Raw genomic sequence first — 23,006 nt, forward strand, 5'->3', positions numbered from 1 at the left:
GTTTTTGGGGTGTTCACATAATCTGTGGCACCCACAAAACCCTGTGGGAGCTGGCTTGCCAGCGATGGGGCCCTTCAGATCCCCTTCAGATGGGCGGCAAACGCCACTCGATCGGCGTCTCACCATTCTGCTCAAGAAACTTGTTGGTGCGGCCAAAGTGCCCACAACCCAAAAACCCGCGATACGCCGACAGCGGCGACGGATGCACCGACGTCAGCACCAGATGCTTGGTCGCGTCGATCAGCTTCTGCTTGCTCTGCGCATGGGCGCCCCAGAGCATGAACACCAGATGCGGCTGGCGCTCGCTGACCAGTTCAATGATCCGATCAGTAAAGAACTGCCAGCCCTTGTCTTTATGCGCATTGGCGTTGGCGCGCTCGACGGTCATGGTCGTGTTGATCATCAACACGCCCTGATCGGCCCAGCTCTGCAGGTAGCCGTGATTGGGAATGTCGATGTTGAGGTCGCGTTTCAACTCTTTATAGATGTTGACCAGCGACGGCGGTGCCGGCACGCCCGGTTGCACCGAGAAGCACAAACCGTGGGCCTGGCCCGGACCGTGATACGGGTCCTGGCCGAGGATCACCACCTTCACTTTATCCAGCGGTGTTGAATTCAAGGCATTGAAAATCATCGGCCCCGGCGGATAGATTTCCTTGCCGGCCGCCCGCTCCTGCTGCAGAAACTGGCGCAACTCTGCCATGTAAGGCTGGTCGAACTCAGCACGCAGTGCCTCCTTCCAGCTCGGTTCGAGTTTGATACGGTCGTCAGCAGTCATGGTCATACCCGGCAAAAACAATGGGGCGAACCCTAGGAAAGCCGACCACGCTTGTCAATTGATCTGATGCAGATCCGGCACTTTCCCACACAACGATCATACTGATCGTTCAAATTCCCGATCGAGGTCACGATGAATCTGCACTTCGAAGAACTCACCGGCACCGACGGCGCCCGCATCGGTATCGCCAGCCTCGATGCTGAAAAGTCGCTGAATGCGCTGTCCCTGCCGATGATCAACGCCCTCAGCGACAAGCTGAACGCCTGGGCCAAGGATCCACAAATCGTCTGTGTGCTGCTGCGCGGTAACGGCGCCAAGGCCTTCTGCGCCGGCGGCGAGGTGCGCAGCCTGGTCGAGGCCTGTCGCGCCCATCCCGGCGAGGTACCACCGCTGGCCGCGCAGTTTTTCAGCGCGGAATATCGCCTGGATTACAGCCTGCACACCTATCCAAAACCGCTGATCTGCTGGGGCCATGGTTACGTGCTCGGCGGCGGCATGGGTTTGCTGCAAGGTGCCAGCACACGGATCGTCACACCGAGCAGCCGTTTGGCCATGCCAGAAATCAGCATTGGTTTGTATCCGGATGTCGGCGCCAGTTGGTTTCTCGCACGATTGCCAGGCAAGCTCGGATTATTCCTCGGCCTGACCGGCGCGCACATGAACGCTCGTGATGCGATCGATCTGGACCTGGCCGACCGCTTCCTGCTCGACGAACAGCAGCCGCAACTGATCGAAGGCCTCTTGCAGCTCAATTGGCAGGAACAGACTGACGTGCAACTCAACAGTCTGCTCAAGGCGTTGCAGCAAGAGGCCGTGGCGCAAATGCCCGAGGCGCAGTGGCTACCGCGTCGGCAGCAGATCGACGAACTGCTCGACGTCAGCGACGTGGCCTGCGCCTGGAAGGCCATCAGCCTGCAACGCGACAGCAGCGATCCGTTGATCGCGCGGGCGGCGAAAACCATGAGCGAAGGCTCGCCGCTGACCGCGCATCTGGTCTGGGAACAGATCATCCGCGCCCGGCACATGTCGCTGGCCGAAATCTTTCAGATGGAATACACCCTGAGCCTCAATTGCTGTCGGCATCCGGAGTTCAGCGAAGGGGTTCGCGCGCGCTTGATCGATAAGGATCAGAAGCCGCACTGGCACTGGCCGGATATCAATAACGTGCCGGATGCGGTGGTCGAGGCGCACTTTCACAAGGTCTGGGAGGGGCGGCATCCGTTGGCGGATTTGACGCAGTATTAAAATCCGGGCACAAAAAAGCGGCGCTTTATGCGCCGCTTTTTGTTGGCGGGTGATTACCAGCGGTTGCCACGCCCGTTATGGTCACCGCGCCCGCTGTGGCGATCATAGTTGCCACGACCGCGGTGATCGTTGTCCCAACCACCGCGACGGTGGCCATCCCAGCGCCCGCGATCATTGCCGTGCCAGCGACGGCTTTCGTAGTGACGCGGGGCCGGTTGATAGTAACGCGGCGCCGATTGGTAATAGCGCGGTTGCTGGTAATACCGCGGGGCTGGCTGGTAATAGCGTGGCTGCGCGTAATACCTGCTGCCACCGTTGTAATACGTGCCACCCGTGTTGTAGTAGGCCGGTGCGGGTGAGGTGTAGACCTCTGAGCTGTAATACGAGTCCGCGTAGGAGTACGGGACGCAACCGGCAACGGAAAACATCAACGCAGCAAGCAGAAGAATTCGTCTATACATGGCGGCCTCCTGGACCGCGGGTTGGCCACACCAGCGACGCTGGCAGGCGACAGTCATTTAATCGGTGACTGTCGAAAAATCAGACAGCGTTTTCGGCATCTGGTGCGTTCCTGCAACAAGTTGAAACAAGTGATCTATGAAACCTTGTTCATCCGCAAAAACGCCGTCATTCAGCCGCTGATTAGTGGTGCCCACCGTGATATCCGCCGCCGTGATAACCCCGTCCGTAACCGCCTCGATAACCGTAGCCGCCGTGGTAATAACGCGCGCCGCCGTAGTAGCGCGGACCGTAATAACCACCGTAGTAATAAGGCGAGTAATAGCCGGGATAGTAGTAAGAAGACGGGTAAGCATCGTAGGGTCCGGTGTAGTAATAACAACCGGACAGACCCAAACCGAGCACCGCTCCCAGCAGCACCCTTCGCAACGTTTTCTGAATAAGCATGGCGGCCTCCTGAAAGACCCGCGACAGCAGTCGGCACAGACCGGCTGACATCAGTTTTGACTGACGAAGCCATGCCGAGTGCCGACAGCGCAAAACCATCGGATCAGCGGCAAACGCGCTGCATCACGGTGCATCCGCGCACCAACACAAAGCGCCTCAGCGCCCGCGCCGCCAACCCTAGGCAACCCGCGCGCCCGTGCCAGAGCGCCTGACGCGACTTGGCACGCGTCTCGCTTTAGCAAACCCGTGCAGGAGTCATCACAGGTTCGCGGCACCACAATTTGCAATGGCTGACTAGGGTTCCGGCTCGCAATCGCGAGTGGCTGGTCCGAGAGTTGGCGACCTCCAGTTGAGGTTACACGGCGGGACAAAAGCCCGGGAGACAAGCCACCGTTCGCGGTGCCGCGTTGCCTTCCTGTCCGCCCTTGATCAACTGGAGAATCCACCATGACCCGACTACGTTTGCCCGCCCTGCTCGCCGCCGCGTTCGCCGCGCTCATCAGCAGCCAAGCCCCCGCCGCTCAGAAAGATCACTTCAGCGTGTGCTGGACGATTTACGCTGGCTGGATGCCATGGGAATACGCCGGCAGCCAGGGCATCGTCGACAAATGGGCGAAGAAGTACGGGATCAAGATCGACGTCGTGCAGCTCAACGACTACGTCGAATCGATCAACCAGTACACCGCCGGCCAGTTCGACGGCTGCACCATGACCAACATGGACGCACTGACCATTCCAGCGGCGGGCGGCGTCGACAGCACCGCGCTGATCGTCAGCGATTTCTCCAACGGCAACGACGGCATCGTCCTCAAGGGCGACGGCAAGAAAGTCGCCGATCTCAAGGGCATGGACGTCAACCTGGTCGAGCTGTCGGTCTCGCACTACCTGCTGGCCCGCGCGCTGGACTCGATCGATCTGACCGAAAAAGACCTGAAAGTGGTCAACACTTCCGACGCCGACATCTCCGCCGCTTTCAACACCGCGCAAGTCAACGCCGTGACCACCTGGAACCCGATGCTCTCGGACATCAAGGCCAAACCGGGGGTGACCGAAGTGTTCAACTCCAGCCAGATTCCCGGCGAGATCATGGACATGATGGTGGTCAACAGCGCCACCCTCAAAGACAACCCGGCGCTGGGCAAGGCGCTGACCGGCGCGTGGTTCGAAGTGGTCGAGCTGATGAACGCCAGGAACGCTGCTAGCAAGGCTGCGCTGGAGCATATGGCCAAGGCCTCGGGCACTGATCTGGCCGGATTCCAGGCGCAACTCGACACCACCAAACTGTTCGCCACACCGAGCGAGGCGCTGAGTTTCGCCACCAGCAAGCAACTGCCGGAAACCATGCGCAAGGTCGCCGAATTCTCCTTCCAGCACGGCTTGCTTGGGGAAGGCGCGAAAGACACCAGCGCGGTCGGCATGGCTTTCGCCAACGGCGTGACCAGCGGCGACACCGGCAACCTCAAGCTGCGTTTCGATCCGACTTACGTGCAGATGGCCGCCGACGCCAAGCTGTAAGCCACGGAGGATTTGGCCATGCGCCTGATCAATCGCCACCCGGATCGCCCCAGTCGCCTGTTGCTGGTGATCCTGCCGTTCGCTCTGCTGCTGTTCGCCTATTTCATGGGCTCGGCCGAGCGCCTGGCGGATAACCCCAACGACAAACTGCTGCCCAGCGCCGTGCAGATGACCGACGCGGTCAAACGCTTGGCCTTCAATGCCGACAGCCGCACCGGTGACTACCTGTTGTGGCAGGACACCGCGTCGAGTCTGCGGCGTCTGGCCATCGGCCTTGGCATCGCTGCATTGGCCGGGCTGTGCCTGGGCATCGCCGCCGGCACGCTGCCGCTGTTCGGCGCACCGTTGTCGCCAATGCTGACGGTGCTGTCGATGGTGCCGCCACTGGCGATCCTGCCGATTCTGTTCATCGTTTTCGGTCTGGGCGAGTTGTCGAAAGTCATGCTGATTGTCATCGGCATTACCCCGGCGCTTGCTCGCGACCTCGAACAACGCGCGCGGGAAATTCCCGTCGAACTGCTGATCAAGGCGCAGACCCTCGGCGCCTCGACTTGGACATTGATGCTGCGCGTAGTGCTGCCGCAACTGTTGCCGCGTTTGTTGATCTCGTTGCGGCTGATGCTCGGCTCGGCGTGGCTGTTCCTGATTGCCGCCGAAGCGATCGCCTCCACCGACGGCCTCGGCTACCGGATTTTTCTGGTGCGGCGTTATCTGGCGATGGACGTGATTCTGCCGTACGTGGTGTGGATCACTCTCCTCGCCTGGCTGATGGATTGGGGCCTGAAATACCTGACCCGCCGGGCCTTCCCTTGGTATGAGGGGGCGGCCAAATGAGCTTCATCACGGTAAAAAACGTCTGGCAGCAATACGCCGATCAAGTGGTGCTGGAAGGCTTGAACCTGAACGTCAACGAAGGTGAGTTTTGCACCTTGGTCGGCGCATCCGGTTGCGGCAAATCGACGTTTCTGCGCCTGCTGCTCGGCCAGGAAACGGCAAGTCGCGGCGAGATTCTGCTCGACGGTCAACCGCTGGCCAGCGAGCCGGATGCCAGCCGTGGCGTGGTGTTTCAGCGCTACTCGGTGTTCCCGCATTTGAGCGTGCTCGACAACGTCGCCCTCGGCCTTGAATTGCCGCGTGCGCCGTTGCTCGGTCGGCTGTTCGGCAGCGGCAAACGCGAGGCGCGCGAACAGGCTGCGGCATTGCTGGACAAAGTCGGCCTCGGCCATGCCCTCGACAAATACCCGGCGCAGCTGTCCGGCGGCATGCAACAACGGCTGGCGATTGCTCAGGCACTGATCATGAAACCACGCGTGTTGCTGCTCGACGAACCGTTCGGCGCGCTCGATCCGGGCATCCGCAAAGACATGCACGCGTTGCTGCTGGAGTTGTGGCGCGAGACCAAACTGACGGTGTTCATGGTCACCCATGACCTGTCCGAAGGCTTCAGCCTCGGCACGCGTCTGCTGGTGTTCGACAAGGTGCGTCTCGACCCGCACGCCCCCGGCGCCTATGGCGCACGCATCACCTACGACATCCCTTTGAACAGCGACCGCCGCGCCCAACGCGCCGCCGTCGCCGCCCTGCCGTTACCACTGGCAGGCGCCCTTCGCACCGCTTGAGAGGACTGATCCCATGACTGATTCAACCCGCCTGTTCCCACCCTTCGCCGAAGAAATTCTCCCCGGCGGCGGCCACCGTTCCTTCGTGTTGAAGCGCGGCCAATTGCTGCGCCTGACCGATCTGCGCGGCGGCGCCAACGTCAGCCTGACCCTGCTCAACGCCAATGAAAAAACCGAGCGGCTGAACCTGCCCGACAGCCTCAAATGCCAACACACCGCCAAGCTCACCACGGGCCACTGCCTGTACTCGGACATGGGCCGCGTACTCGCCGCAATCACCGCCGACACCTGCGGCTGGAGCGACAGCCTCGGCGGTGTGCTCTGCGCCGAAGAAGTCGTGCAGAAGTACGGTCAGGGCCGCTATCAGGAACTGCGCAACGGCTTCTTCCGCAACGGCACCGACAACCTGCTGGTGGAACTCGGCAAGTGGGGGCTGGGCCTGTCCGACCTGCTGATGACGCTCAATCTGTTCAGCCGCGTCAACGTCGATGAAGCCGGGCGCTTCCACTTCGTCGAAGGCAACTCCAAGGCTGGCGACTACATCGAGTTGTACGCGCCGATGGACACACTGGTGGTGCTCACCGCGCTGCAACACCCGATGGACCCGTCGCCGGAATACGCACCGAAACCACTGAAGCTGAGCTGGATGAACGCCGACGCCAGCGTCGCCGAACACTGCCGCACCTCGCGCCCGGAAAATGAGCGCGGCTTTATCAACACCGACCGTTTGTTCGCCTGAGGATCGCTGCCATGTCAGTTGCTATCGCCACTTCGCAAAACCAACCCGACACAGCGGTGTACCGCGCCACGATCCCGGCCGGTGAACCCTGGCTGATGGAGGTCAAGGCCGGCCAGACCCTGCGCATCCTCGACCTGGAAGGCAATCAGGCCGTCGATACGTTGTTCTACAGCCTCGCCAATCCCAAGGAACGCTACGACGTGCAGCGCACCTTGCGTCGACAGAACAGCGTCTACCTGAGCACCGGCAGCGTGCTGTATTCCAACCTCGGCCACGCAATGCTGACCATCGTCGCCGACACCTGCGGACGCCACGACACCCTCGGCGGTGCCTGCGCACAAGAGAGCAACACCGTGCGCTATGCCCTGGAAAAGCGCTACATGCACAGCTGCCGCGACAACTACCTGCGCGCCTGCGCCCATGATGGGCGACTGGGCAAAGGTGACATCGGGCCGAACATCAATTTCTTCATGAATGTGCCGGTCACGGCGGATGGCGGGCTGACCTTCGAGGACGGGATTTCGGCGCCGGGCAAGTACGTCGATTTGCGTGCCGAGATGGATGTGATCGTGTTGATTTCCAATTGCCCGCAGTTGAACAACCCATGCAACGCCTACAACCCGACACCTGCGGAGCTGCTGGTATGGAACTGAAAATCAGCCGGTTGCGCCGTTGGTTGTTTGCCCTGTGCCAGGCGCGTTCCGGGCAGTGCCTGAAAAAGTGAAATCACCACAGATCAAACTGTAGGAGTGAGCCTGCTCGCGATAGCGCTGTGTCAAGTACATGAGTTTTGACTGATCCGACGCTATCGCGAGCAGGCTCACTCCTACAGGGGATCGGTGGTGTTCTGAAGTGTGTTTTTCATCCGGGACGGCCCGGATGTCTGTCGAAAAACGGCGGGACGGCCCGCTTCCCCTTCAGGGGTTATGCCATGTTCGAAAAAATCCTCATCGCCAACCGTGGCGCCATCGCCTGCCGCATCCTGCGCACCCTCGCTTCACTGCAGGTCAAAGGCGTGGCCGTGTATTCCGAAGCCGACGCCGCCAGCCTGCACATCCTGCACGCCGATGAAGCGCACAGCCTCGGTGAAGGCGCTGCCGCCGGCACTTATCTGGCCGTCGACAAGATCCTCGCCATTGCCAAACAAAGCGGCGCCACGGCGATCCATCCCGGCTATGGATTTCTCTCGGAAAACGCTGCGTTCGCCGAAGCCTGTGAAGCGCACAACATCGCCTTCATCGGCCCGACGCCGGAGCAACTACGCGTGTTCGGCCTCAAGCACACCGCCCGCGCGTTGGCCAAACAGCACGGCGTGCCGATGCTTGAAGGCACCGAACTGCTCGACAGCCTCGACGCAGCGCTGATTGCCGGCGAACAGGTTGGCTACCCGGTGATGCTGAAAAGCACCGCCGGCGGTGGCGGCATCGGCATGCGCGTGTGCCGTAGCGCCATTGAATTAAGCGAATCGTTTGAAGCGGTGAAACGCCTCGGTCAGAACAATTTCAGCGACGCCGGGGTGTTCATCGAAAAGTACATCCAGCGTGCCCGGCATCTGGAGGTGCAGGTGTTCGGCGACGGTCGCGGTGAGGTCATCGCCCTCGGCGTGCGCGACTGCTCAGTGCAGCGGCGCAATCAGAAAGTCCTCGAAGAAACCCCGGCGCCGAACCTGCCGGATGGCATGGCCGATGAGCTGTGCGCAGCGGCGATCAAACTGGCGAAAGCGGTGAACTACCGCAGCGCCGGCACGGTGGAATTCGTTTTCGACAGCGAGGCGCAACGCTTCTATTTTCTTGAAGTGAACACGCGGTTGCAGGTGGAGCATGGCGTCACTGAACAAGTCTGGGGCGTCGATCTGGTGCGCTGGATGGTCGAGTTGGCGGCCGGTGATCTGCCGCCGCTGAGCGAACTCATACGTGGTTTGCAACCCGAGGGCCACGCGATTCAGGCGCGCCTGTATGCGGAGGATCCGGGCCGCGATTTTCAGCCGAGCCCAGGCTTGCTGACGGCCGTGGAATTCCCGCCAGCCAACGGTATTCAACTGCGCATCGACACCTGGGTCGAGGCGGGTTGCGAGATCCCGCCGTATTTCGATCCAATGATTGCCAAAGTCATCACCTGGGCGCCGACCCGCGAACAGGCGCGAGCCGAGTTGCATCAAGCGTTGGGCGACAGTCTGTTGTACGGCGTGGAAACCAACCGCGATTACCTGCGGCAGATTCTCCTCGACACGCCTTTCGCCAGCGGCGAGCCGTGGACCCGTTGCCTGGAGGGACTGGTCTATCGCGCCAACACCTTCGAAGTGCTCAGCGCCGGCACGCAAACCAGCGTGCAGGACTATCCCGGTCGCCTCGGCTACTGGGCGGTCGGTGTACCGCCGTCGGGGCCGATGGACAGCCGCGCGTTGCGTCTGGGCAATCGTCTGCTTGGCAATGCTGAAGGCGCGGCGGCGCTGGAAATCACCATGAGCGGGCCTTTGCTGCGCTTCAATTGCGCAGCAGTGGTCGCGGTGACGGGTGCGCCGATTGCCTTGACGCTTGAAGGTACAAACGTGCCGATGAACACCGCGCTGCTGATCCCGGCGGGCGCCACGTTGCATCTGGGCAGCATCAGTGGCGCCGGGGCACGCAGTTATCTGTGTCTGCGCGGCGGTTTGCAGGTACCGGATTATCTGGGCAGCAAAAGCACTTTCACTCTGGGTCAGTTTGGTGGGCATGGTGGTCGGGCGTTGCGTGCCGGTGATGTGTTGCATGTGCCTGCGCTGGCCGACCGTAGCTGCGGTCAACAACTGGCACTCCAGCACATTTGCGAGTTGCAGGCGGTGCGGCAGATTCGGGTGATTTACGGCCCGCACGCCGCGCCGGAATATTTCAGCGAAAATTACATCGGCACTTTTTTTGAAACTCAGTGGGAAGTGCATTTCAACTCCAGCCGCACCGGTGTTCGTCTGATCGGGCCGAAACCGGAATGGGTGCGCGCGGACGGCGGTGAAGCCGGGTTGCATCCGTCGAATATTCACGACAATCCGTATGCCATTGGTGCGGTGGATTTCACCGGTGACATGCCGGTGATCCTCGGCCCCGATGGCCCGAGCCTCGGCGGGTTTGTCTGCCCGGTGACGGTAATTGAGGCGGATCTGTGGCAACTGGGCCAGCTCAAGGCCGGCGATAAAATCCAATTCATCCCCGTCAATCTAAAAACCGCTCGCGATCTCGCCCTGAAATGGGATCTCCCCTGTGGGAGCGAGCTTGCTCGCGAAGAGGCCTTGTCAGTCAACATTGATGTGTCTGACACACCGCATTCGCGAGCAAGCTCGCTCCCACAGGGTCTGGTGTCGCCTGTGGTGCTGGAGTTGGGTCAGGGTGATATGCGCCTGGTCGGGCGGGTTTCTGGCGACACTCATTTGTTGTTGGAAATCGGCGAGCCTGAACTCAATCTTGTGCTGCGTTTCCGTGCCCACGCCCTCATGCAGGCACTGGAAAGCAAATCCCTGCACGGCGTGATCGACCTCACCCCCGGTATTCGCTCATTGCAAATCCACTACCAGCCCGAGCAACTGCCGCTGGCCGATCTGCTCGGCATCATCGCCGGCGAGTGGGATGCGGTGTGTGCCGCCAACGACCTGCAAGTGCCGTCACGTATTGTGCATTTACCGCTGTCGTGGGACGACCCGGCCTGCCAGTTGGCCATCGAGAAATACATGACCACCGTGCGCAAGGACGCGCCGTGGTGCCCGAGCAATCTGGAGTTCATCCGGCGCATCAACGACCTGCCGAACCTCGACGAAGTGCAGCGCACGGTGTTCGATGCGAGCTATCTGGTGATGGGCCTTGGCGACGTCTACCTCGGTGCGCCAGTGGCCACGCCGCTGGACCCGCGCCATCGTCTGGTCACGACCAAGTACAACCCGGCACGCACCTGGACCGCCGAAAACTCGGTGGGCATCGGCGGCGCCTACATGTGCGTGTACGGCATGGAAGGCCCCGGCGGTTATCAGTTTGTCGGGCGCACCTTGCAGATGTGGAATCGCTACCGCGAAGTCGCCGCGTTCGACGGCAAACCGTGGCTGCTGCGCTTCTTCGACCAGATCCGTTTTTACCCGGTCAGCGCCGACGAGCTGCTGCGCATCCGCCGCGATTTTCCGCTGGGGCGCTTCGATCTGAACATCGAACACAGTCAGCTCAACCTCGCCGATTATCAGGCTTTTCTCAATCGCGAAGCCGAAGGCATCAACGCCTTTCGCGCCCAGCAACAGGGCGCCTTCAATGCTGAGCGTGAACGCTGGATCGCCAGCGGTCAGGCGCATTTCGACAGCGAAGAAGCCGTGGCGCAAACCAGCGAAGACACGCCACTAGCCGACGGTGAACATAGCGTCGACAGCCACATTGCCGGCAATCTCTGGCAGGTGCAGGTCGAGGCCGGCAGCCGTGTCGCGGCGGGGGATGTGCTGGTGATTCTCGAGTCGATGAAGATGGAAATCCCGGTGCTCGCGCCGATGGCCGGGGTGGTGCGCGAGATCCGCGTGCAGCCCGGTTCGGCGGTGCGTGCCGGACAACGGGTCGTGGTGCTGGAACTCGACTGAAACCAATTGGATAAGGATCAACTCATGAATCTGCAACTCGATGTTCTGCGCCTGGCCTATCGCAATGGCGACACCACACCGCGTCAACTGCTGCCGAAACTGCGCGAGAAAGCTGCCGCACTGAACCCGGATTATCACCTGTTCATCCACCTGCTCAGCGTCGCCGAACTGGAGCCCTACCTTGCCGCCCTCGACGGTCGCGAGCTCGATAGCCTACCGCTGTACGGCGTGCCGTTTGCGATCAAGGACAACATCGATCTGGCCGGCATACCGACCACCGCCGCGTGCCCGGACTTTGCTTATGTGCCGGAGCGCTCGGCGACCCTCGTCGAGCAGTTGATTGCGTTGGGTGCGATTCCGCTGGGCAAGACCAATCTCGATCAATTTGCCACAGGGCTCAATGGCAGCCGCTCGCCGTATGGCGCGTGCCCGAACAGCGTGCTGACGGAATATCCGTCCGGTGGCTCCAGCGCCGGTTCGTCGCTGGCGGTGGCGTTGGGCGTGGCGAGTTTTGCCTTGGGCACCGACACCGCAGGCTCCGGTCGGGTGCCGGCGGCGCTGAACAATCTGGTCGGATTGAAGGCGAGCAAAGGTCTGATTTCCACGGCCGGTGTGCTGCCTGCATGCCGAACGCTGGATTGCGTGACCACGTTTACCGCGACGGCGCGTGAGGCCAGTCAGTTACTGGCGCTGACCGCCAAACTTGATCCGCGCGACGAATACAGCCGTCGCAATCCATCGTGGAATGACGGCTCGGCGTTTGGTGCACCACGCGCGTTTCGTTTCGGCGTGCCGCGCGCGCAGGATCTTGAGTTTTTCGGCTGCGTCGAAGGGCCGCTGTTGTTCGGCGACGCCATCGATCAACTCAAGGCCTTGGGTGGCGAAGCGGTCGAGCTGGATCTGTCGCCATTTCTTGAAGCCGCGCGCCTGCTTTACGAGGGGCCGTGGGTCGCCGAGCGCTATAGCGTGGCGGGTGAGTTGATGGAGAAGAATCCCGAGGCCGTTTTGCCGGTGATCCGCGCCGTACTGGCCAAGGCGCCGGCGGTGACAGGCGTGCAGACCTTCCGCGCGCAGTATCGGCTGCAAGCTTTGAAAGCGCTGTGCGATCAGGCCCTCGAAGGCCTCGACTGCGTGCTCACACCGACCATTGGCCGGCCGGTGACGCTGGCCGAACTGCACGCCGAACCGGTGCTGCGCAATTCCGAACTGGGTTACTACACCAACTTCATGAACCTGCTCGACTACGCCGCTGTCGCCGTGCCAAGCGGGTTTATGGCCAATGGATTGCCGTGGGGCGTGACGCTGTTTGGCCGGGCGTTCACCGATCAATATTTGCTGAGTGTGGCCGATGCGCTGCAGCGTCAGCAGGACCCGGCATTGCCCACGCCTATGAACGCAGCGCGCCATGATCGTGCACGCATCGTGGTGTGTGGCGCGCATCTGCAGGGGTTGGCACTGAACTGGCAACTGACCCAGCGGGGTGGGCGTTTGCTGGAGACAACGTTGAGCTCACCGGATTATCAACTGTATGCGTTGGCCGGCGGCCCGCCGCTGCGGCCGGGCATGGTGCGAGTGAAGGATGGCGGTGTGGCGATTGCGGTGGAGGTGTGGGAATTGCCGAGCAGTGAATTGGGCTCGTTCCTCACCGGGATTCCGGCACCGCTTGGATTGGGCAAGGTGCAACTGGCGGATGGGCGTTGGGAGAGCGGGTTTATTTGTGAGCCGTATGGACTGGAGGGTGCGCTGGACATCAGCCATTTGGGGGGCTGGCGGGCGTATCTTGAGACTCGGAACTGATCCGGAAACCAACCCTCACCCTAGCCCTCTCCCGGAGGGAGAGGGGACTGACCGAGGTGTTTGTCAGATGCTTGCCATTCGGTGATACCGAGCCGAACACAATTTTTGAAATCACCACAATTCAGCACCCTCTACCTTCAGGAGAGGGCTGGCAGGCGTATCTTGAAACTTGGAGCTGATCCAGAAACCAGCCCTCACCCTAGCCCTCTCCCGGAGGGAGAGGGGATTGACCGGGGTGTCTGTGAGGGTATCGCCATTCAGTGATAACCCGTCGAACTCGGGTTTTGAAATCACCACAATCTAGCCCCCTCTCCCCCCGGGAGAGGGCTGGGGTGAGGGAGCGATCCTTCTGACACACCCTCTACGTCATTTCCCCCGCCATTTCAGGCATAAATCCCGCAGTCTTTTCCCGGCCATCCCACTAGAATGCATGCCATCGGGCCACTGCCAACGGAACTGCCATGCCGCTTCGTTCTCCCCTGTACTCGCAACGCTCGCTGGTCCTGACGCTGATCGCCCTGCTCGGCGCCGGGTTCCTCGCCACGTCGTTGCTCAGCTACTACGCCTCGCGCGCGTCGATCCGCGACAACATCGTCAACACCGAACTGCCGCTGACCTCCGACACGGTCTACTCGGAAATCCAGAAAGACCTCGTCAGGCCGATTCTGATTTCCTCGATGATGTCCCGCGACACCTTCATGCGCGACTGGGTGGTCAACGGCGAGCAGAATCCCGAGCAGATGACCCGCTACCTCGACGAAGTCATGACCCATTACGGCGCCTACACCGCGTTCTTCGTCTCCAACGCCAGCCACACCTATTACCACGCCAAAGGCGTGCTCAAGCAGGTCAAGGTCGACGAACCGCGCGACGCCTGGTACTTCCGTGTGCGCGACATGAAGGACCCGTATGAGATCAACGTCGACCCGGATCTGGCCAACAAGGACAACCTGACCTTCTTCATCAACTACAAGGTTTACGACTACCACAACCGTTTCATCGGTGCGGCGGGCGTCGGCCTGACCGTGGACGCGGTGATCAAGCTGATCGACAAATATCAACAGCGCTATCAACGCAGCGTGTACTTCGTCGACACCTTCGGCCGACTGGTGTTGACCGGCGCCGACGGCGGGCCTGAAGGCGCGCACATCGGCAAGAGTCTCGGCGAACTCGAGAGCATGAAAAGTCTGGTCAGCCAGTTGCCGAAACCGCACAGCGGCAGCTACGAATATTCCGCCCACGGTCAGGGGCATTTTCTCAACGTGCGGTTTATTCCGGAGCTGAACTGGTATCTGTTTGTTGATAAACGTGAGGATGGCGCGCTGAGTGAAATCCGTCAGTCGCTGTACCTGAATCTACTGATCTGCCTGCTGGTGACGCTGATTGTGCTGGCGCTGCTCAACCGTGTGATCAAACGCTATCAAAGCAAAATCCAGGCTCAGGCCACCCTCGACAGCCTCACAGAACTGCCCAACCGCCGTGGCTTCGACATTCTCGCCGCACAGGCCCTGCACGAAGCGCAACGCGAGACCAAACCGCTAACGGCGTTGCTGCTCGACCTCGATCACTTCAAAGTGTTGAACGACACCTACGGGCACATGGCCGGTGATCAAGTGCTGATCGGTTTTGCCCGCGACCTGCAAAGTTGCCTGCGCCATGCCGACATTGTCTGCCGCTGGGGCGGTGAGGAATTTATCGTTTTACTGAAGGACACCGACGGCGACACCGGTCAGAAAATTGCCGAGAAGATCCGCCAACACGTCGAACAACACGAATATGCCTACGACGGCCACCGCCTCAATCTGACGGTAAGCATCGGCGCCACCACCCTGCAACGCGATGACACCTTGCACAGCCTGCTGTCGCGGGCCGATCATGCGATGTACCGGGCCAAACACACCGGCCGCAACCGCACCTGCGTGGAAATGCCTCACTCGACTTATGCCTGATTCCGACGTTAAACCCGACCATTGCCCGGCCTGCGGCGCCCGCAACGACTGCAGCCTCGCCGACCCGCGCACCGCCGACCGCGAATGCTGGTGCTATGGCGTGAGCATCGACCCGGCCGTGCTTGAAGCGCTGCCGGCAGAACTGCGCAACCAATCCTGCCTTTGCCCGCGTTGCGCGCAGGTCGAGGCGCAACTGCAAGCGGCCAAGCGACCGATCCCGTAAGATGCGCGGCCCTTCATTCATCGAACACTGAACATGCGCGTTGACCGTTTCCTCAGCAACCTGCCCCGCTACAACCGTCAGCAGGTTCGCCTGTTGCTGGTGGAAAAGCGCGTGCGGCTTGACGGAAAAGTCGTCAGCGATCCGCACAGCGAAGTGCTGGAGTTCAGCCGCGTCGAAGTCGATGACGAAGTGCTACAAGTCGGCAAAGCGGCGCGCTACTTCATGCTGCACAAGCCGCCGGGCTGCGTCAGCGCCACCCGCGATCCGCAACATCCGACCGTGCTCGACCTGGTCGATGAGCCGGACAAGGACGATCTGCACATCGCCGGACGCCTGGACTTCAACACCACCGGCCTGATGCTGATCACCAACGACGGCGCATGGTCGCGACGCCTGACCCAGCCGCAGACCAAACTGCCAAAGGTCTACTACGTCGAGACCGAGCAGGAGATTGGCGCGCAATATGCGAGCACCTTTGCCAAGGGGATCTACTTCGCCTTCGAGGACCTGACGACGCAACCGGCGCAGCTGGAGCTGCTTGGCCCACGGTCGGCGCGGTTGAGCATCGTCGAAGGTCGCTACCATCAGGTGAAGCGCATGTTTGGTTTCTTCAACAACAAAGTCCTGCGCCTGCACCGCGAATCCATGGGTCTTCTGCACCTCGATAACGCGCTAAAACCGGGCGAGTACCGCGCTTTGCGCACCGAAGAGATCCATTTGTTCTAAGCCGGCGACCGCTCAGCAGAAGTTGTCGAACAATTTACCAACGGCACTTGCGCGATCCCGACTCCCCTGCTTGAATCAGGACGTCGGCCAGATTGTGACCGATGAGTCACAACATACATCCAAGAAACTTTTTGCCGGTAGAGAGCCTTCAAGGCTCCGCCTCAGCCGGCAGACTGCCCGCCAATAACAATACCCGTCGACCGCAGTCATGGATCGACATGGGCCAAGCAAATTCCAGGCGTATGCCTACCTGTCACAAAGCTCGTGCAATCTCTATTTGCGCGCATACCCGCTTGCTTGCCAGGAGTCTTATGACATGAGGCCAGAAATCGCTGTGCTGGATATACAGGGTCAGTATCGGGTTTACACGGAGTTCTATCGCGCAGACGCCGCAGAAAAGACCATCATCCTGGTCAACGGCTCGATGGCCACGACTGCGTCGTTTGCACAGACTGTGAAAAACCTGCACCCGCAATTCAACGTGGTCTGCTACGACCAGCCCTACGCGGGTCGGTCAAAAGCCCACAACCGCCATGAGAAACATCTGACAAAAGACGTCGAAGGGCAGATTCTGCTCGAGCTGATCGACCACTTCGCCGCCGAACACGTGCTGTCGTTCTCCTGGGGCGGCGCCGCGACCCTGGTCGCCCTCGCCCACCAGCCACGGCGTATCGAACGGGCGGTGATCAGCTCGTTCTCGCCAGTGATCAACGCGCACATGCTCGACTACCTCGAACGCGGCGTCGACTACCTCGGCCAGCGCGACGGCGACCGCGTCGGCCATCTGGTCAACAACACCATCGGCAAACACCTGCCGTCACTGTTCAAACGCTTCAACTATCGCCACGTCAGCAGCCTCGCCGAGCACGAATACGGGCAGATGCACTTCCACATCAGCGACGTACTGCACAGCGATCGGCAGTGCTATCTGAATGCCGCGAAAAAGATCAACGTGCCGGTGCTGTTTTTAAACGGCGAGTGGGACGAATACACCGCTGCCGAAGACGCACGCCTGTTCGGCAACCACGTGGCCCAGAGCACGTTCACCACGCTGCAAGCCACCGGGCACTTCCTCGACATGGAACACAAGGCCGCGTGCCGCGATAGCCAGAATGCCCTGCTCGGCTTTCTGAAACCGGCGCAGCAGACCAGCCGAACGCGCTACTCGTTTGTTCAGGATCAACATGCATTGGCTATTTGAAAGGGTGTCGTTGCGAGCGAGGCTGTGGGGTTGAGATTTTGCTTTTCTGACCGCAGTGCTCGCCCGCGATTGACCGTTTTCAGTGATTTAAAGCGTTCATGAGTAAAAGAAAAACTTCAAATCCGTGGCCGAGTCTGGTACAAAGTCAGCCGCTCTGAGCGGGTATAGTTTAATGGTAGAACAGTAGCTTCCCAAGCTTCCGACGAGGGTTCGATTCCCTCTACCCGCTCCACTCGAATTTTGGTCTCACGTTGTTTTTTGACGGGGGATGCAGGAACAGCAAAAACCGGCCTATAGGGCCGGTTTTTTTGTGGCTGGGATTTGAGGTTGGTCACTTGGTCAGCGTGGAACGATTCAGAAACACTCCGCTGGTTGAAGATGCACCCTCCACCTGTACGCTTTTGTTCTCTCTAACGACAATCCTTGAGAAGTATGCGAGGCACGAAATGATGCCCCATGCCTGGGATCAATGACGGAGCAATTCCATGACAATCGGATTCAAAGGGGAGTACGCAAGCCTATTCGCAGACTTCATCCGTAATGCGAAATCCCACGAAAAAAAGCGCGTTTACCGTGAAGTGCTGACCGCAGCTACCAAGAAGCAGAATGAGGTGATGCTGGCTGCATGTAACAAGCATTCGGCGGTTGGCGCAGTTTCAATGCGCAGGCTGAGCGACGTGATGACTTCAGGGGATTTCTCCCGTTGTGATCAGATTCAAGAATTGCTCTGAGTTGATGATAAAAGCTCCAGCCTCAAGCGCCTTGGAAACTTTGGTTGGCCCCGCATTTTCGCCATAACAAAGAAACGTCAGCGTCTTGCCTGCCGTACTCATGACCTTCAACCCATATTCCACTGCTTTTTGCTCAAGCTCAGCCCGTTGTGCAGCTGCGAACCCAGTGAAAAGAATTTGATTGATCCTACCCGGTGACATTTTCGGATGAGGCGTTTGCGAAGCGGCTTCTGAAGCAACGAGCGCCGGTGGCTTTCGATCGTGCTGAAGCCTCGGAGAAGGAGGAGCGGCCTCGTTTAAGAGCAGCTCAGCCCCAAGCAATACTTCGATGATGCGATCCTTGCGATAGGTTTTAGGAAAGGTATCGCTGACAGATCGTCCTTGAATGTAAGCCGAATTTTCTGACCATTGAATCAACTCTCGCTGACTTAAATCGCCCTTTGCATCTCTATAGCTGAATTTTAGAGTCGACATCCGTTTCACTCCCTTCTGACGATCACATGGCCAAATTCCATGCATTACTACGCGGCTTTATAGAGAGGTGACTTCCTTTCAACAGGCTCGTTGAATGTCCATGACCTTCGCCCATTAGAGTCAACGTTAGCAGCCCGAGAGTGACGTCAGAAAAAGATGTGTTCCATTATTTTGCAGCGAAAGACCGCCACATGAACATGAGCAAAACCCGGTAACACACCCACCTCGCCATCGCGCCTGCCTTACCTAGACTGCGGTAAGCGACCCCGCCCGTCAGCGGAAGACGACCGACCGGTGGTTATAGTGTTGATCACTTTAACTCAATCGGTATAGTACCCACCAAGCACACCACAGGGAGGTGTTGTGAATAGCCGTTTTTTAATCGGCCAACTCGTCGCAGACGGTTGGTATCTGGTACGGATCAAAGGAAGTCACCACCACTTCAAGCATCCGACCAAACCAGGACTGGTCACCGTGCCACATCCGAAAAAGGATCTGCTGAAGAAAACGGCCATCAGTATTTTGCAGCAGGCGCTGCTTTGACTCTCTGAGTCAGTTGCGCCATGGAGGACAACAAATATGCTCTACCCGATTGCGATTTCAATTGGCGATGACCAACACGCCTGGGGTGTAGAAGTCCCGGACATTCCTGGATGCTTTTCCGCCGGAGAGGATCTGGACGATGCCGTCGCCATGGCTCGCGAAGCCATCGAAGGTCATTTCGAGATTCTGGCGGACGACGACGCCCCCATTCCAGCGGCCAGCAAACTGAGCCTGCACGTGGCCAACCCGAAATACGCCGGTTGTGCATGGGCCGTGGTGGATATCGATGTGCTCAAGTATTTGGGCAAAGCCCAGAAGCTCAACATCACCCTGCCGGGGCACTTGCTCAACCGCATTGACGAGTATGTATTGCATCACCCGGAAGAGAAAAGCCGCTCGGGCTTTCTGGCGTCGGCGGCTCTTAAAGTTTTGCAGCAGGGTTGAACCTTGGCGCGTCAACCCGTGCTGGCCTATCCCACCCATTAAACCTAATTACATTTTCTTGTTAGTTAAATTATATTCTTAGGTTTAATCCACAGTATATTGTGTACTGATAATCAAAACTAAACGCCGACGGTACACACGACATGCTGGATTTAAGCCTCACTACCGCGAGCGAGATCGTCAAACGGATTTGCCAACGCCTGCGCACAGAGCGATTGGCCTTGGAGATGACACAAGCAGACGTGGCCGCTCGCGCGGGCATTGCGACGAATACGGTGTCAAACCTTGAAGCCGGTCGTAATGTAAGTTTCGACAACATGGTGCGAGTGGCGATGGTTCTCGGACGCGAAAAGGAGCTCGAAGGGTTGTTTCTGCCAAGGCTCGAAACTCTTGACGATATGATTCGCTACGAAAAGACGGCCAAGCGTCATCGCATCAAAAGGAAAGCCGACAATGCTTGAACAAGTTGACGTCTACTACGCGGGCTGGGGTGAACGTTGGCGGTGGGGCACACTTGCTACGACGAAAGCCCTGACCGGTCGCCCGCAGGTCATGTTTGAGTACAGCGATGAGGCAAAAAACAGAGGGCTGGAACTCTCCTCCTTGAGGCTTCCATTACAGGGAGCCAGGTTAAACCGGGATTTCCCGTCACATCAGTTGGGACTGCCTGGGCCGGTTTATGACTCGCTGCCGGATGGCTGGGGCATGTTACTGATGGACCGATTGTTCAAACGTCGAGGCCTCAACCCCGCGCGAATAGGCCCTTTGGAGCGGCTAGCCTACATTGGCAACAATGCCATGGGGGCCATGTCGTTTGAACCTGTTGCACCCGAGGCGCTGGAACCGCAAATGCATGTTCCCATCGAGTTGCTCGCGTCCGAAGTGCAGGAGGTACTCAAAGGTAAAGGTGGAGAGCTTCTCCAGAAGTTGCTACTGATCGGAGGCTCTCCACAGGGCGCCCGACCCAAAGCGCTGGTATATCGCGATCCGCACACTGACGCCTTTACTACGGCTGCCACTCCCGGTTTCGAAGCCTGGTTGGTGAAGTTTCCGGCTCAGCAAGAACATCCCGAGGTGTGCGCCATCGAAATGGTCTACGCCGAATGTTTACGCTTGTGTGGTATCCAGACTCCTGACACTCGTTATTTCAGCCTGTCTGAGGGAATGGCCGCTTTTGCCACCAAACGCTTTGACCGACAAAACGACTTGCGGGTGCCCATGCAGAGTCTTGCAGCCTTTACCGGTGCGGATTTCAGATCCCCCGGGGCGCTGGACTACGTCAACTTCCTGCGTGCGACTCATAAGTGCAGCAATGACGTACGAGAGAAAGCCGCAGCGTTTGAGCGGGTCGTCTTCAATGTCGCATTCAACAACCGAGACGACCATCCGAAGAACTTTGCTTACATCATGTCGCCTGGCGGAGACTGGAAATTAGCGCCGGCCTATGACGTCACTTTCTGCGAGGGGCCGGGAGGCTATCACCAGATGGACGTGATGGGTGAAGCCTTGGAAATTGGAAGAGAACGCCTGCTTAACCTTGCAGTGGAGGCTGAAGTAAACGCCGCTACGGCCGCCGACATCATTGACAGATTTTGCGAGGTAGCTAGCCGATTCTCAGCCGTGGCTGAAAGTTTGTATCCGGGTGTGATCACCCAGGAAACCTTGCGCACCATTCAACAACGCATCGACCAAAATATCGGGCTACTTGCCTGAATTCGTACTACCAAGTAGCAGTCTCGAGAAACCGGCGCTAATTGGCCGGTTTCTTTGGCTTATTAAAGCGTTAGGGTTAATCCGCCGGCACAACCTTATCCAGGGCCTGATTCACCGCCAATTCCCCTAGCATGACGACCTGCGCGATGCCGAGTGCGGTCTTGCGGTGTGAGGTGTCGAGCAGCGCGGCGAAGTTGTTGAGCATGGTGGTGGCCGAGCCGAGTGTTTCGCTGGCGTTGGCCAGCAGGGATTCGGTGTCATAGGTGGGGTTGGCGAGATACATCGGTTCGGGTTCACGGGTGGAACCCATTATCTGCGCGGTCGGACTGAGGTAGTGGTCGAGCGCGCGTTCGGCGGCTTCGTGGAATTTCTTTGAGTTGGGTGATTCGTAGGGGGATGCCGGATCGGTTTCCGGCGGATTGGGCGTAACTTTGAACATTGGATTGAGACCTTTTAGTAAGGCCGCAACCGATCTCGCTACTAAACGGATGGGTGGCAGCTGTGCGCAAGTTAGTAGACCGGACCCCAATCCAAATCCGGCGCACCCGAGGGCGCCATGCGCACAGCCACCATCAGGTGCAAGCATTCGCCTGACTGAGTGGTACTCATGCAGCTATTTAGATTGAGGATGCCGGGCTACTAAACCCGATCACTGGAAATCAGTGACGTGAACCAAGTTACCGACCACCTCCCAAGCGCACAAGCCGGCGGATTCTGGCGTAGCGGTAGGCAACGGCGCAAGGATTTGTAGGCTTCAGGACGTAACACCGAACACTTATAAACACTGGCCACCGAATGCGTTTAAGCAGACAAAAACCTTGCAGCATTTTCTGACATTACAGATCCACAACACTCCATCGATTTTCACCTTCCTCTCGACCGACTAGCATTTCCCTATCAGCCACCACCCTCCCCCTGCGCGGCCATCGACGAATACGCGCCATCACTTTCGAGGGATTCCAATCGCGGCCACTTTGCCGCTGACGACAGAACTCAAAAGAGCCTTCACCATGACGCAAAACATTTACGACGATCCCGAATTCTTTCAAGGCTACAGCCAGATGAACCGCTCAATCGGTGGCCTCGACGCGGCGCCGGAGTGGCCTGCGCTCAAGACGCTGTTGCCATCCATGCACGGTTTGAATGTGGTGGATCTGGGCTGCGGTTATGGCTGGTTCAGTCGCTGGGCGATTGAGAATGGCGCGGCCAGTGTCTTGGGGCTGGATGTCTCGGAGAAGATGCTGGAGCGGGCGCGAGTAACCACGACGGCGGCGAACATTCGTTATGAGCGCGCCGATCTGGAACAGCTCGACTTGCCTGCCTGCAGTTTTGATCTGGCTTACAGTTCACTGGCGCTGCATTACATCAAGGATCTGCCGGGGCTGTTTGCGCACCTGTATGCGGCACTGAAACCGGGTTCGCACTTTGTGTTTTCCATTGAGCATCCAATCTTTATGGCGCCGCGTCATCCGGGCTGGTTGATTGACGCTGAAGGCAACAAGCGTTGGCCGCTGGACAGCTATCAGTTGGAGGGTGAGCGGGTTACGAACTGGTTGGCTGAAGGCGTGATCAAGCAGCATCGTACGGTTGGGACATTGCTCAATTCGCTGATCGATGCGGGGTTCTCGATTCGACGTGTCAATGAATGGGGGCCGAGCGATGCGGAAGTGGCGGCGCAACCGGCGCTGGCAGAAGAGCGGGAGCGGCCGATGATGATGTTGGTGGCGGTGCAGCGCTGAACCCTCACCCTAACCCTCTCCCAAAGGGAGAGGGGACTGACCGCGGTGCCAGTACGATCTACGCCGACGTGCAAAATCGAGGCGA

The 23,006-nt window shown here is 59.2% G+C and carries 23 protein-coding genes, 1 tRNA gene and 1 riboswitch; of the genes, 19 read left to right on the plus strand and 5 right to left on the minus strand.

Annotated elements, in window-relative coordinates; translation table 11 throughout:
* Window positions 1-85 precede the first annotated feature (85 nt).
* Window positions 86-778 (minus strand): uracil-DNA glycosylase, encoded by a 693-nt coding sequence (gene ung, locus ACW9IR_RS19495; protein ID WP_064119805.1) that lies wholly within the window; start codon window positions 776-778, stop codon window positions 86-88.
* A gap of 132 nt (window positions 779-910) precedes the next feature.
* Here ung and ACW9IR_RS19500 point away from each other — a divergent pair, with 132 nt between their 5' ends.
* Complete coding sequence (locus tag ACW9IR_RS19500) at window positions 911-2,023, plus strand: enoyl-CoA hydratase/isomerase family protein (protein WP_457464724.1); 1,113 nt, start codon at window positions 911-913, stop codon at window positions 2,021-2,023.
* A gap of 53 nt (window positions 2,024-2,076) precedes the next feature.
* Here ACW9IR_RS19500 and ACW9IR_RS19505 read toward each other — a convergent pair whose 3' ends face one another.
* Together ACW9IR_RS19505 and ACW9IR_RS19510 are read right to left on the minus strand one after the other, a co-directional pair.
* Complete coding sequence (locus ACW9IR_RS19505; protein ID WP_064388490.1) at window positions 2,077-2,484, minus strand: hypothetical protein; 408 nt, start codon at window positions 2,482-2,484, stop codon at window positions 2,077-2,079.
* 181 nt (window positions 2,485-2,665) lie between these two features.
* Window positions 2,666-2,929 carry a hypothetical protein gene (locus tag ACW9IR_RS19510; RefSeq protein ID WP_457464726.1) on the minus strand — a complete coding sequence of 88 codons (264 nt, stop codon included), beginning with the start codon at window positions 2,927-2,929 and terminating at the stop codon, window positions 2,666-2,668.
* 283 nt (window positions 2,930-3,212) lie between these two features.
* A riboswitch (guanidine-I (ykkC/yxkD leader) is annotated at window positions 3,213-3,313 on the plus strand.
* Between the two features lie 63 nt (window positions 3,314-3,376).
* Between ACW9IR_RS19510 and ACW9IR_RS19515 the strand changes: the two genes are divergently transcribed.
* From ACW9IR_RS19515 to ACW9IR_RS19575, 13 genes are all read left to right on the plus strand, one after another.
* Window positions 3,377-4,444, plus strand: coding sequence for a putative urea ABC transporter substrate-binding protein (locus tag ACW9IR_RS19515; protein ID WP_457464728.1), 1,068 nt, complete (start codon window positions 3,377-3,379; stop codon window positions 4,442-4,444).
* An 18-nt stretch (window positions 4,445-4,462) separates the two neighbouring features.
* A complete protein-coding gene (locus ACW9IR_RS19520) occupies window positions 4,463-5,278 on the plus strand; it encodes an ABC transporter permease (protein ID WP_457464730.1) in 816 nt (271 codons plus the stop codon).
* Window positions 5,275-6,063, plus strand: a complete 789-nt coding sequence (locus ACW9IR_RS19525) for an ABC transporter ATP-binding protein (protein ID WP_457464732.1) — start codon at window positions 5,275-5,277, stop codon at window positions 6,061-6,063. The genes ACW9IR_RS19520 and ACW9IR_RS19525 overlap by 4 nt, the downstream gene beginning before the upstream one ends.
* A 13-nt stretch (window positions 6,064-6,076) precedes the next feature.
* The gene (locus tag ACW9IR_RS19530) at window positions 6,077-6,802 is read left to right on the plus strand and encodes an urea amidolyase associated protein UAAP1 (protein ID WP_457464734.1); all 726 of its coding nucleotides are present in this window, start codon (window positions 6,077-6,079) and stop codon (window positions 6,800-6,802) included.
* 11 nt (window positions 6,803-6,813) lie between these two features.
* Window positions 6,814-7,455 carry an urea amidolyase associated protein UAAP2 gene (locus ACW9IR_RS19535; RefSeq protein ID WP_127926182.1) on the plus strand — a complete coding sequence of 214 codons (642 nt, stop codon included), beginning with the start codon at window positions 6,814-6,816 and terminating at the stop codon, window positions 7,453-7,455.
* A 278-nt stretch (window positions 7,456-7,733) separates the two neighbouring features.
* Window positions 7,734-11,381, plus strand: a complete 3,648-nt coding sequence (gene uca, locus ACW9IR_RS19540) for an urea carboxylase (RefSeq protein WP_457464736.1) — start codon at window positions 7,734-7,736, stop codon at window positions 11,379-11,381.
* Window positions 11,382-11,405: 24 nt separating this feature from the next.
* Window positions 11,406-13,178 carry an allophanate hydrolase gene (gene atzF / locus ACW9IR_RS19545; RefSeq protein ID WP_457464738.1) on the plus strand — a complete coding sequence of 591 codons (1,773 nt, stop codon included), beginning with the start codon at window positions 11,406-11,408 and terminating at the stop codon, window positions 13,176-13,178.
* A 461-nt stretch (window positions 13,179-13,639) separates the two neighbouring features.
* On the plus strand, window positions 13,640-15,127 hold the full coding sequence (locus ACW9IR_RS19550) for a sensor domain-containing diguanylate cyclase (protein WP_457464740.1): 1,488 nt from the start codon (window positions 13,640-13,642) through the stop codon (window positions 15,125-15,127).
* Window positions 15,120-15,350, plus strand: a complete 231-nt coding sequence (locus ACW9IR_RS19555; protein ID WP_123594786.1) for a cysteine-rich CWC family protein — start codon at window positions 15,120-15,122, stop codon at window positions 15,348-15,350. The genes ACW9IR_RS19550 and ACW9IR_RS19555 overlap by 8 nt, the downstream gene beginning before the upstream one ends.
* Window positions 15,351-15,383: 33 nt before the next feature.
* Window positions 15,384-16,076, plus strand: a complete 693-nt coding sequence (locus ACW9IR_RS19560) for a pseudouridine synthase (RefSeq protein ID WP_457464743.1) — start codon at window positions 15,384-15,386, stop codon at window positions 16,074-16,076.
* Between the two features lie 316 nt (window positions 16,077-16,392).
* Window positions 16,393-17,277 (plus strand): alpha/beta fold hydrolase, encoded by an 885-nt coding sequence (locus ACW9IR_RS19565; protein ID WP_064119706.1) that lies wholly within the window; start codon window positions 16,393-16,395, stop codon window positions 17,275-17,277.
* A 158-nt stretch (window positions 17,278-17,435) separates the two neighbouring features.
* Window positions 17,436-17,509: transfer RNA gene (locus tag ACW9IR_RS19570), tRNA-Gly, on the plus strand.
* A gap of 253 nt (window positions 17,510-17,762) precedes the next feature.
* Window positions 17,763-18,008, plus strand: a complete 246-nt coding sequence (locus tag ACW9IR_RS19575; protein ID WP_102900242.1) for a hypothetical protein — start codon at window positions 17,763-17,765, stop codon at window positions 18,006-18,008.
* On the opposite strand, the gene ACW9IR_RS19580 is transcribed toward ACW9IR_RS19575, so the two are convergent.
* Window positions 17,964-18,482 carry a BRCT domain-containing protein gene (locus ACW9IR_RS19580; protein WP_110720088.1) on the minus strand — a complete coding sequence of 173 codons (519 nt, stop codon included), beginning with the start codon at window positions 18,480-18,482 and terminating at the stop codon, window positions 17,964-17,966. The two genes, ACW9IR_RS19575 and ACW9IR_RS19580, sit on opposite strands and share 45 nt — an antisense overlap.
* Window positions 18,483-18,845: 363 nt before the next feature.
* Between ACW9IR_RS19580 and ACW9IR_RS19585 the strand changes: the two genes are divergently transcribed.
* From ACW9IR_RS19585 to ACW9IR_RS19600, 4 genes are all read left to right on the plus strand, one after another.
* On the plus strand, window positions 18,846-19,025 hold the full coding sequence (locus ACW9IR_RS19585; RefSeq protein WP_095049193.1) for a type II toxin-antitoxin system HicA family toxin: 180 nt from the start codon (window positions 18,846-18,848) through the stop codon (window positions 19,023-19,025).
* A 36-nt stretch (window positions 19,026-19,061) separates the two neighbouring features.
* Complete coding sequence (locus ACW9IR_RS19590; protein ID WP_102900240.1) at window positions 19,062-19,469, plus strand: type II toxin-antitoxin system HicB family antitoxin; 408 nt, start codon at window positions 19,062-19,064, stop codon at window positions 19,467-19,469.
* Between the two features lie 143 nt (window positions 19,470-19,612).
* Window positions 19,613-19,930 carry a helix-turn-helix domain-containing protein gene (locus tag ACW9IR_RS19595; protein WP_102900239.1) on the plus strand — a complete coding sequence of 106 codons (318 nt, stop codon included), beginning with the start codon at window positions 19,613-19,615 and terminating at the stop codon, window positions 19,928-19,930.
* Window positions 19,923-21,182 (plus strand): type II toxin-antitoxin system HipA family toxin, encoded by a 1,260-nt coding sequence (locus ACW9IR_RS19600; RefSeq protein WP_457464747.1) that lies wholly within the window; start codon window positions 19,923-19,925, stop codon window positions 21,180-21,182. The genes ACW9IR_RS19595 and ACW9IR_RS19600 overlap by 8 nt, the downstream gene beginning before the upstream one ends.
* A gap of 76 nt (window positions 21,183-21,258) precedes the next feature.
* Here ACW9IR_RS19600 and ACW9IR_RS19605 read toward each other — a convergent pair whose 3' ends face one another.
* Complete coding sequence (locus ACW9IR_RS19605; RefSeq protein WP_102900237.1) at window positions 21,259-21,621, minus strand: DUF6124 family protein; 363 nt, start codon at window positions 21,619-21,621, stop codon at window positions 21,259-21,261.
* Window positions 21,622-22,192: 571 nt separating this feature from the next.
* Between ACW9IR_RS19605 and ACW9IR_RS19610 the strand changes: the two genes are divergently transcribed.
* Complete coding sequence (locus tag ACW9IR_RS19610) at window positions 22,193-22,921, plus strand: class I SAM-dependent methyltransferase (RefSeq protein ID WP_457464750.1); 729 nt, start codon at window positions 22,193-22,195, stop codon at window positions 22,919-22,921.
* The last annotated feature ends 85 nt before the right edge of the window (window positions 22,922-23,006 follow it).

This window comes from Pseudomonas sp. SDT291_1_S447 (genome assembly GCF_054070155.1).

What these genes read in the sequence shown, in the direction of transcription:
- ung (WP_064119805.1), bottom strand. Translation starts at nt 778, where the DNA reads ATGACTGCTGACGACCGTATCAAACTCGAACCGAGCTGGAAGGAGGCA.
- ACW9IR_RS19500 (WP_457464724.1), top strand. Translation starts at nt 911, where the DNA reads ATGAATCTGCACTTCGAAGAACTCACCGGCACCGACGGCGCCCGCATC.
- ACW9IR_RS19505 (WP_064388490.1), bottom strand. Translation starts at nt 2,484, where the DNA reads ATGTATAGACGAATTCTTCTGCTTGCTGCGTTGATGTTTTCCGTTGCC.
- ACW9IR_RS19510 (WP_457464726.1), bottom strand. Translation starts at nt 2,929, where the DNA reads ATGCTTATTCAGAAAACGTTGCGAAGGGTGCTGCTGGGAGCGGTGCTC.
- ACW9IR_RS19515 (WP_457464728.1), top strand. Translation starts at nt 3,377, where the DNA reads ATGACCCGACTACGTTTGCCCGCCCTGCTCGCCGCCGCGTTCGCCGCG.
- ACW9IR_RS19520 (WP_457464730.1), top strand. Translation starts at nt 4,463, where the DNA reads ATGCGCCTGATCAATCGCCACCCGGATCGCCCCAGTCGCCTGTTGCTG.
- ACW9IR_RS19525 (WP_457464732.1), top strand. Translation starts at nt 5,275, where the DNA reads ATGAGCTTCATCACGGTAAAAAACGTCTGGCAGCAATACGCCGATCAA.
- ACW9IR_RS19530 (WP_457464734.1), top strand. Translation starts at nt 6,077, where the DNA reads ATGACTGATTCAACCCGCCTGTTCCCACCCTTCGCCGAAGAAATTCTC.
- ACW9IR_RS19535 (WP_127926182.1), top strand. Translation starts at nt 6,814, where the DNA reads ATGTCAGTTGCTATCGCCACTTCGCAAAACCAACCCGACACAGCGGTG.
- uca (WP_457464736.1), top strand. Translation starts at nt 7,734, where the DNA reads ATGTTCGAAAAAATCCTCATCGCCAACCGTGGCGCCATCGCCTGCCGC.
- atzF (WP_457464738.1), top strand. Translation starts at nt 11,406, where the DNA reads ATGAATCTGCAACTCGATGTTCTGCGCCTGGCCTATCGCAATGGCGAC.
- ACW9IR_RS19550 (WP_457464740.1), top strand. Translation starts at nt 13,640, where the DNA reads ATGCCGCTTCGTTCTCCCCTGTACTCGCAACGCTCGCTGGTCCTGACG.
- ACW9IR_RS19555 (WP_123594786.1), top strand. Translation starts at nt 15,120, where the DNA reads ATGCCTGATTCCGACGTTAAACCCGACCATTGCCCGGCCTGCGGCGCC.
- ACW9IR_RS19560 (WP_457464743.1), top strand. Translation starts at nt 15,384, where the DNA reads ATGCGCGTTGACCGTTTCCTCAGCAACCTGCCCCGCTACAACCGTCAG.
- ACW9IR_RS19565 (WP_064119706.1), top strand. Translation starts at nt 16,393, where the DNA reads ATGAGGCCAGAAATCGCTGTGCTGGATATACAGGGTCAGTATCGGGTT.
- ACW9IR_RS19575 (WP_102900242.1), top strand. Translation starts at nt 17,763, where the DNA reads ATGACAATCGGATTCAAAGGGGAGTACGCAAGCCTATTCGCAGACTTC.
- ACW9IR_RS19580 (WP_110720088.1), bottom strand. Translation starts at nt 18,482, where the DNA reads ATGTCGACTCTAAAATTCAGCTATAGAGATGCAAAGGGCGATTTAAGT.
- ACW9IR_RS19590 (WP_102900240.1), top strand. Translation starts at nt 19,062, where the DNA reads ATGCTCTACCCGATTGCGATTTCAATTGGCGATGACCAACACGCCTGG.
- ACW9IR_RS19595 (WP_102900239.1), top strand. Translation starts at nt 19,613, where the DNA reads ATGCTGGATTTAAGCCTCACTACCGCGAGCGAGATCGTCAAACGGATT.
- ACW9IR_RS19600 (WP_457464747.1), top strand. Translation starts at nt 19,923, where the DNA reads ATGCTTGAACAAGTTGACGTCTACTACGCGGGCTGGGGTGAACGTTGG.
- ACW9IR_RS19605 (WP_102900237.1), bottom strand. Translation starts at nt 21,621, where the DNA reads ATGTTCAAAGTTACGCCCAATCCGCCGGAAACCGATCCGGCATCCCCC.
- ACW9IR_RS19610 (WP_457464750.1), top strand. Translation starts at nt 22,193, where the DNA reads ATGACGCAAAACATTTACGACGATCCCGAATTCTTTCAAGGCTACAGC.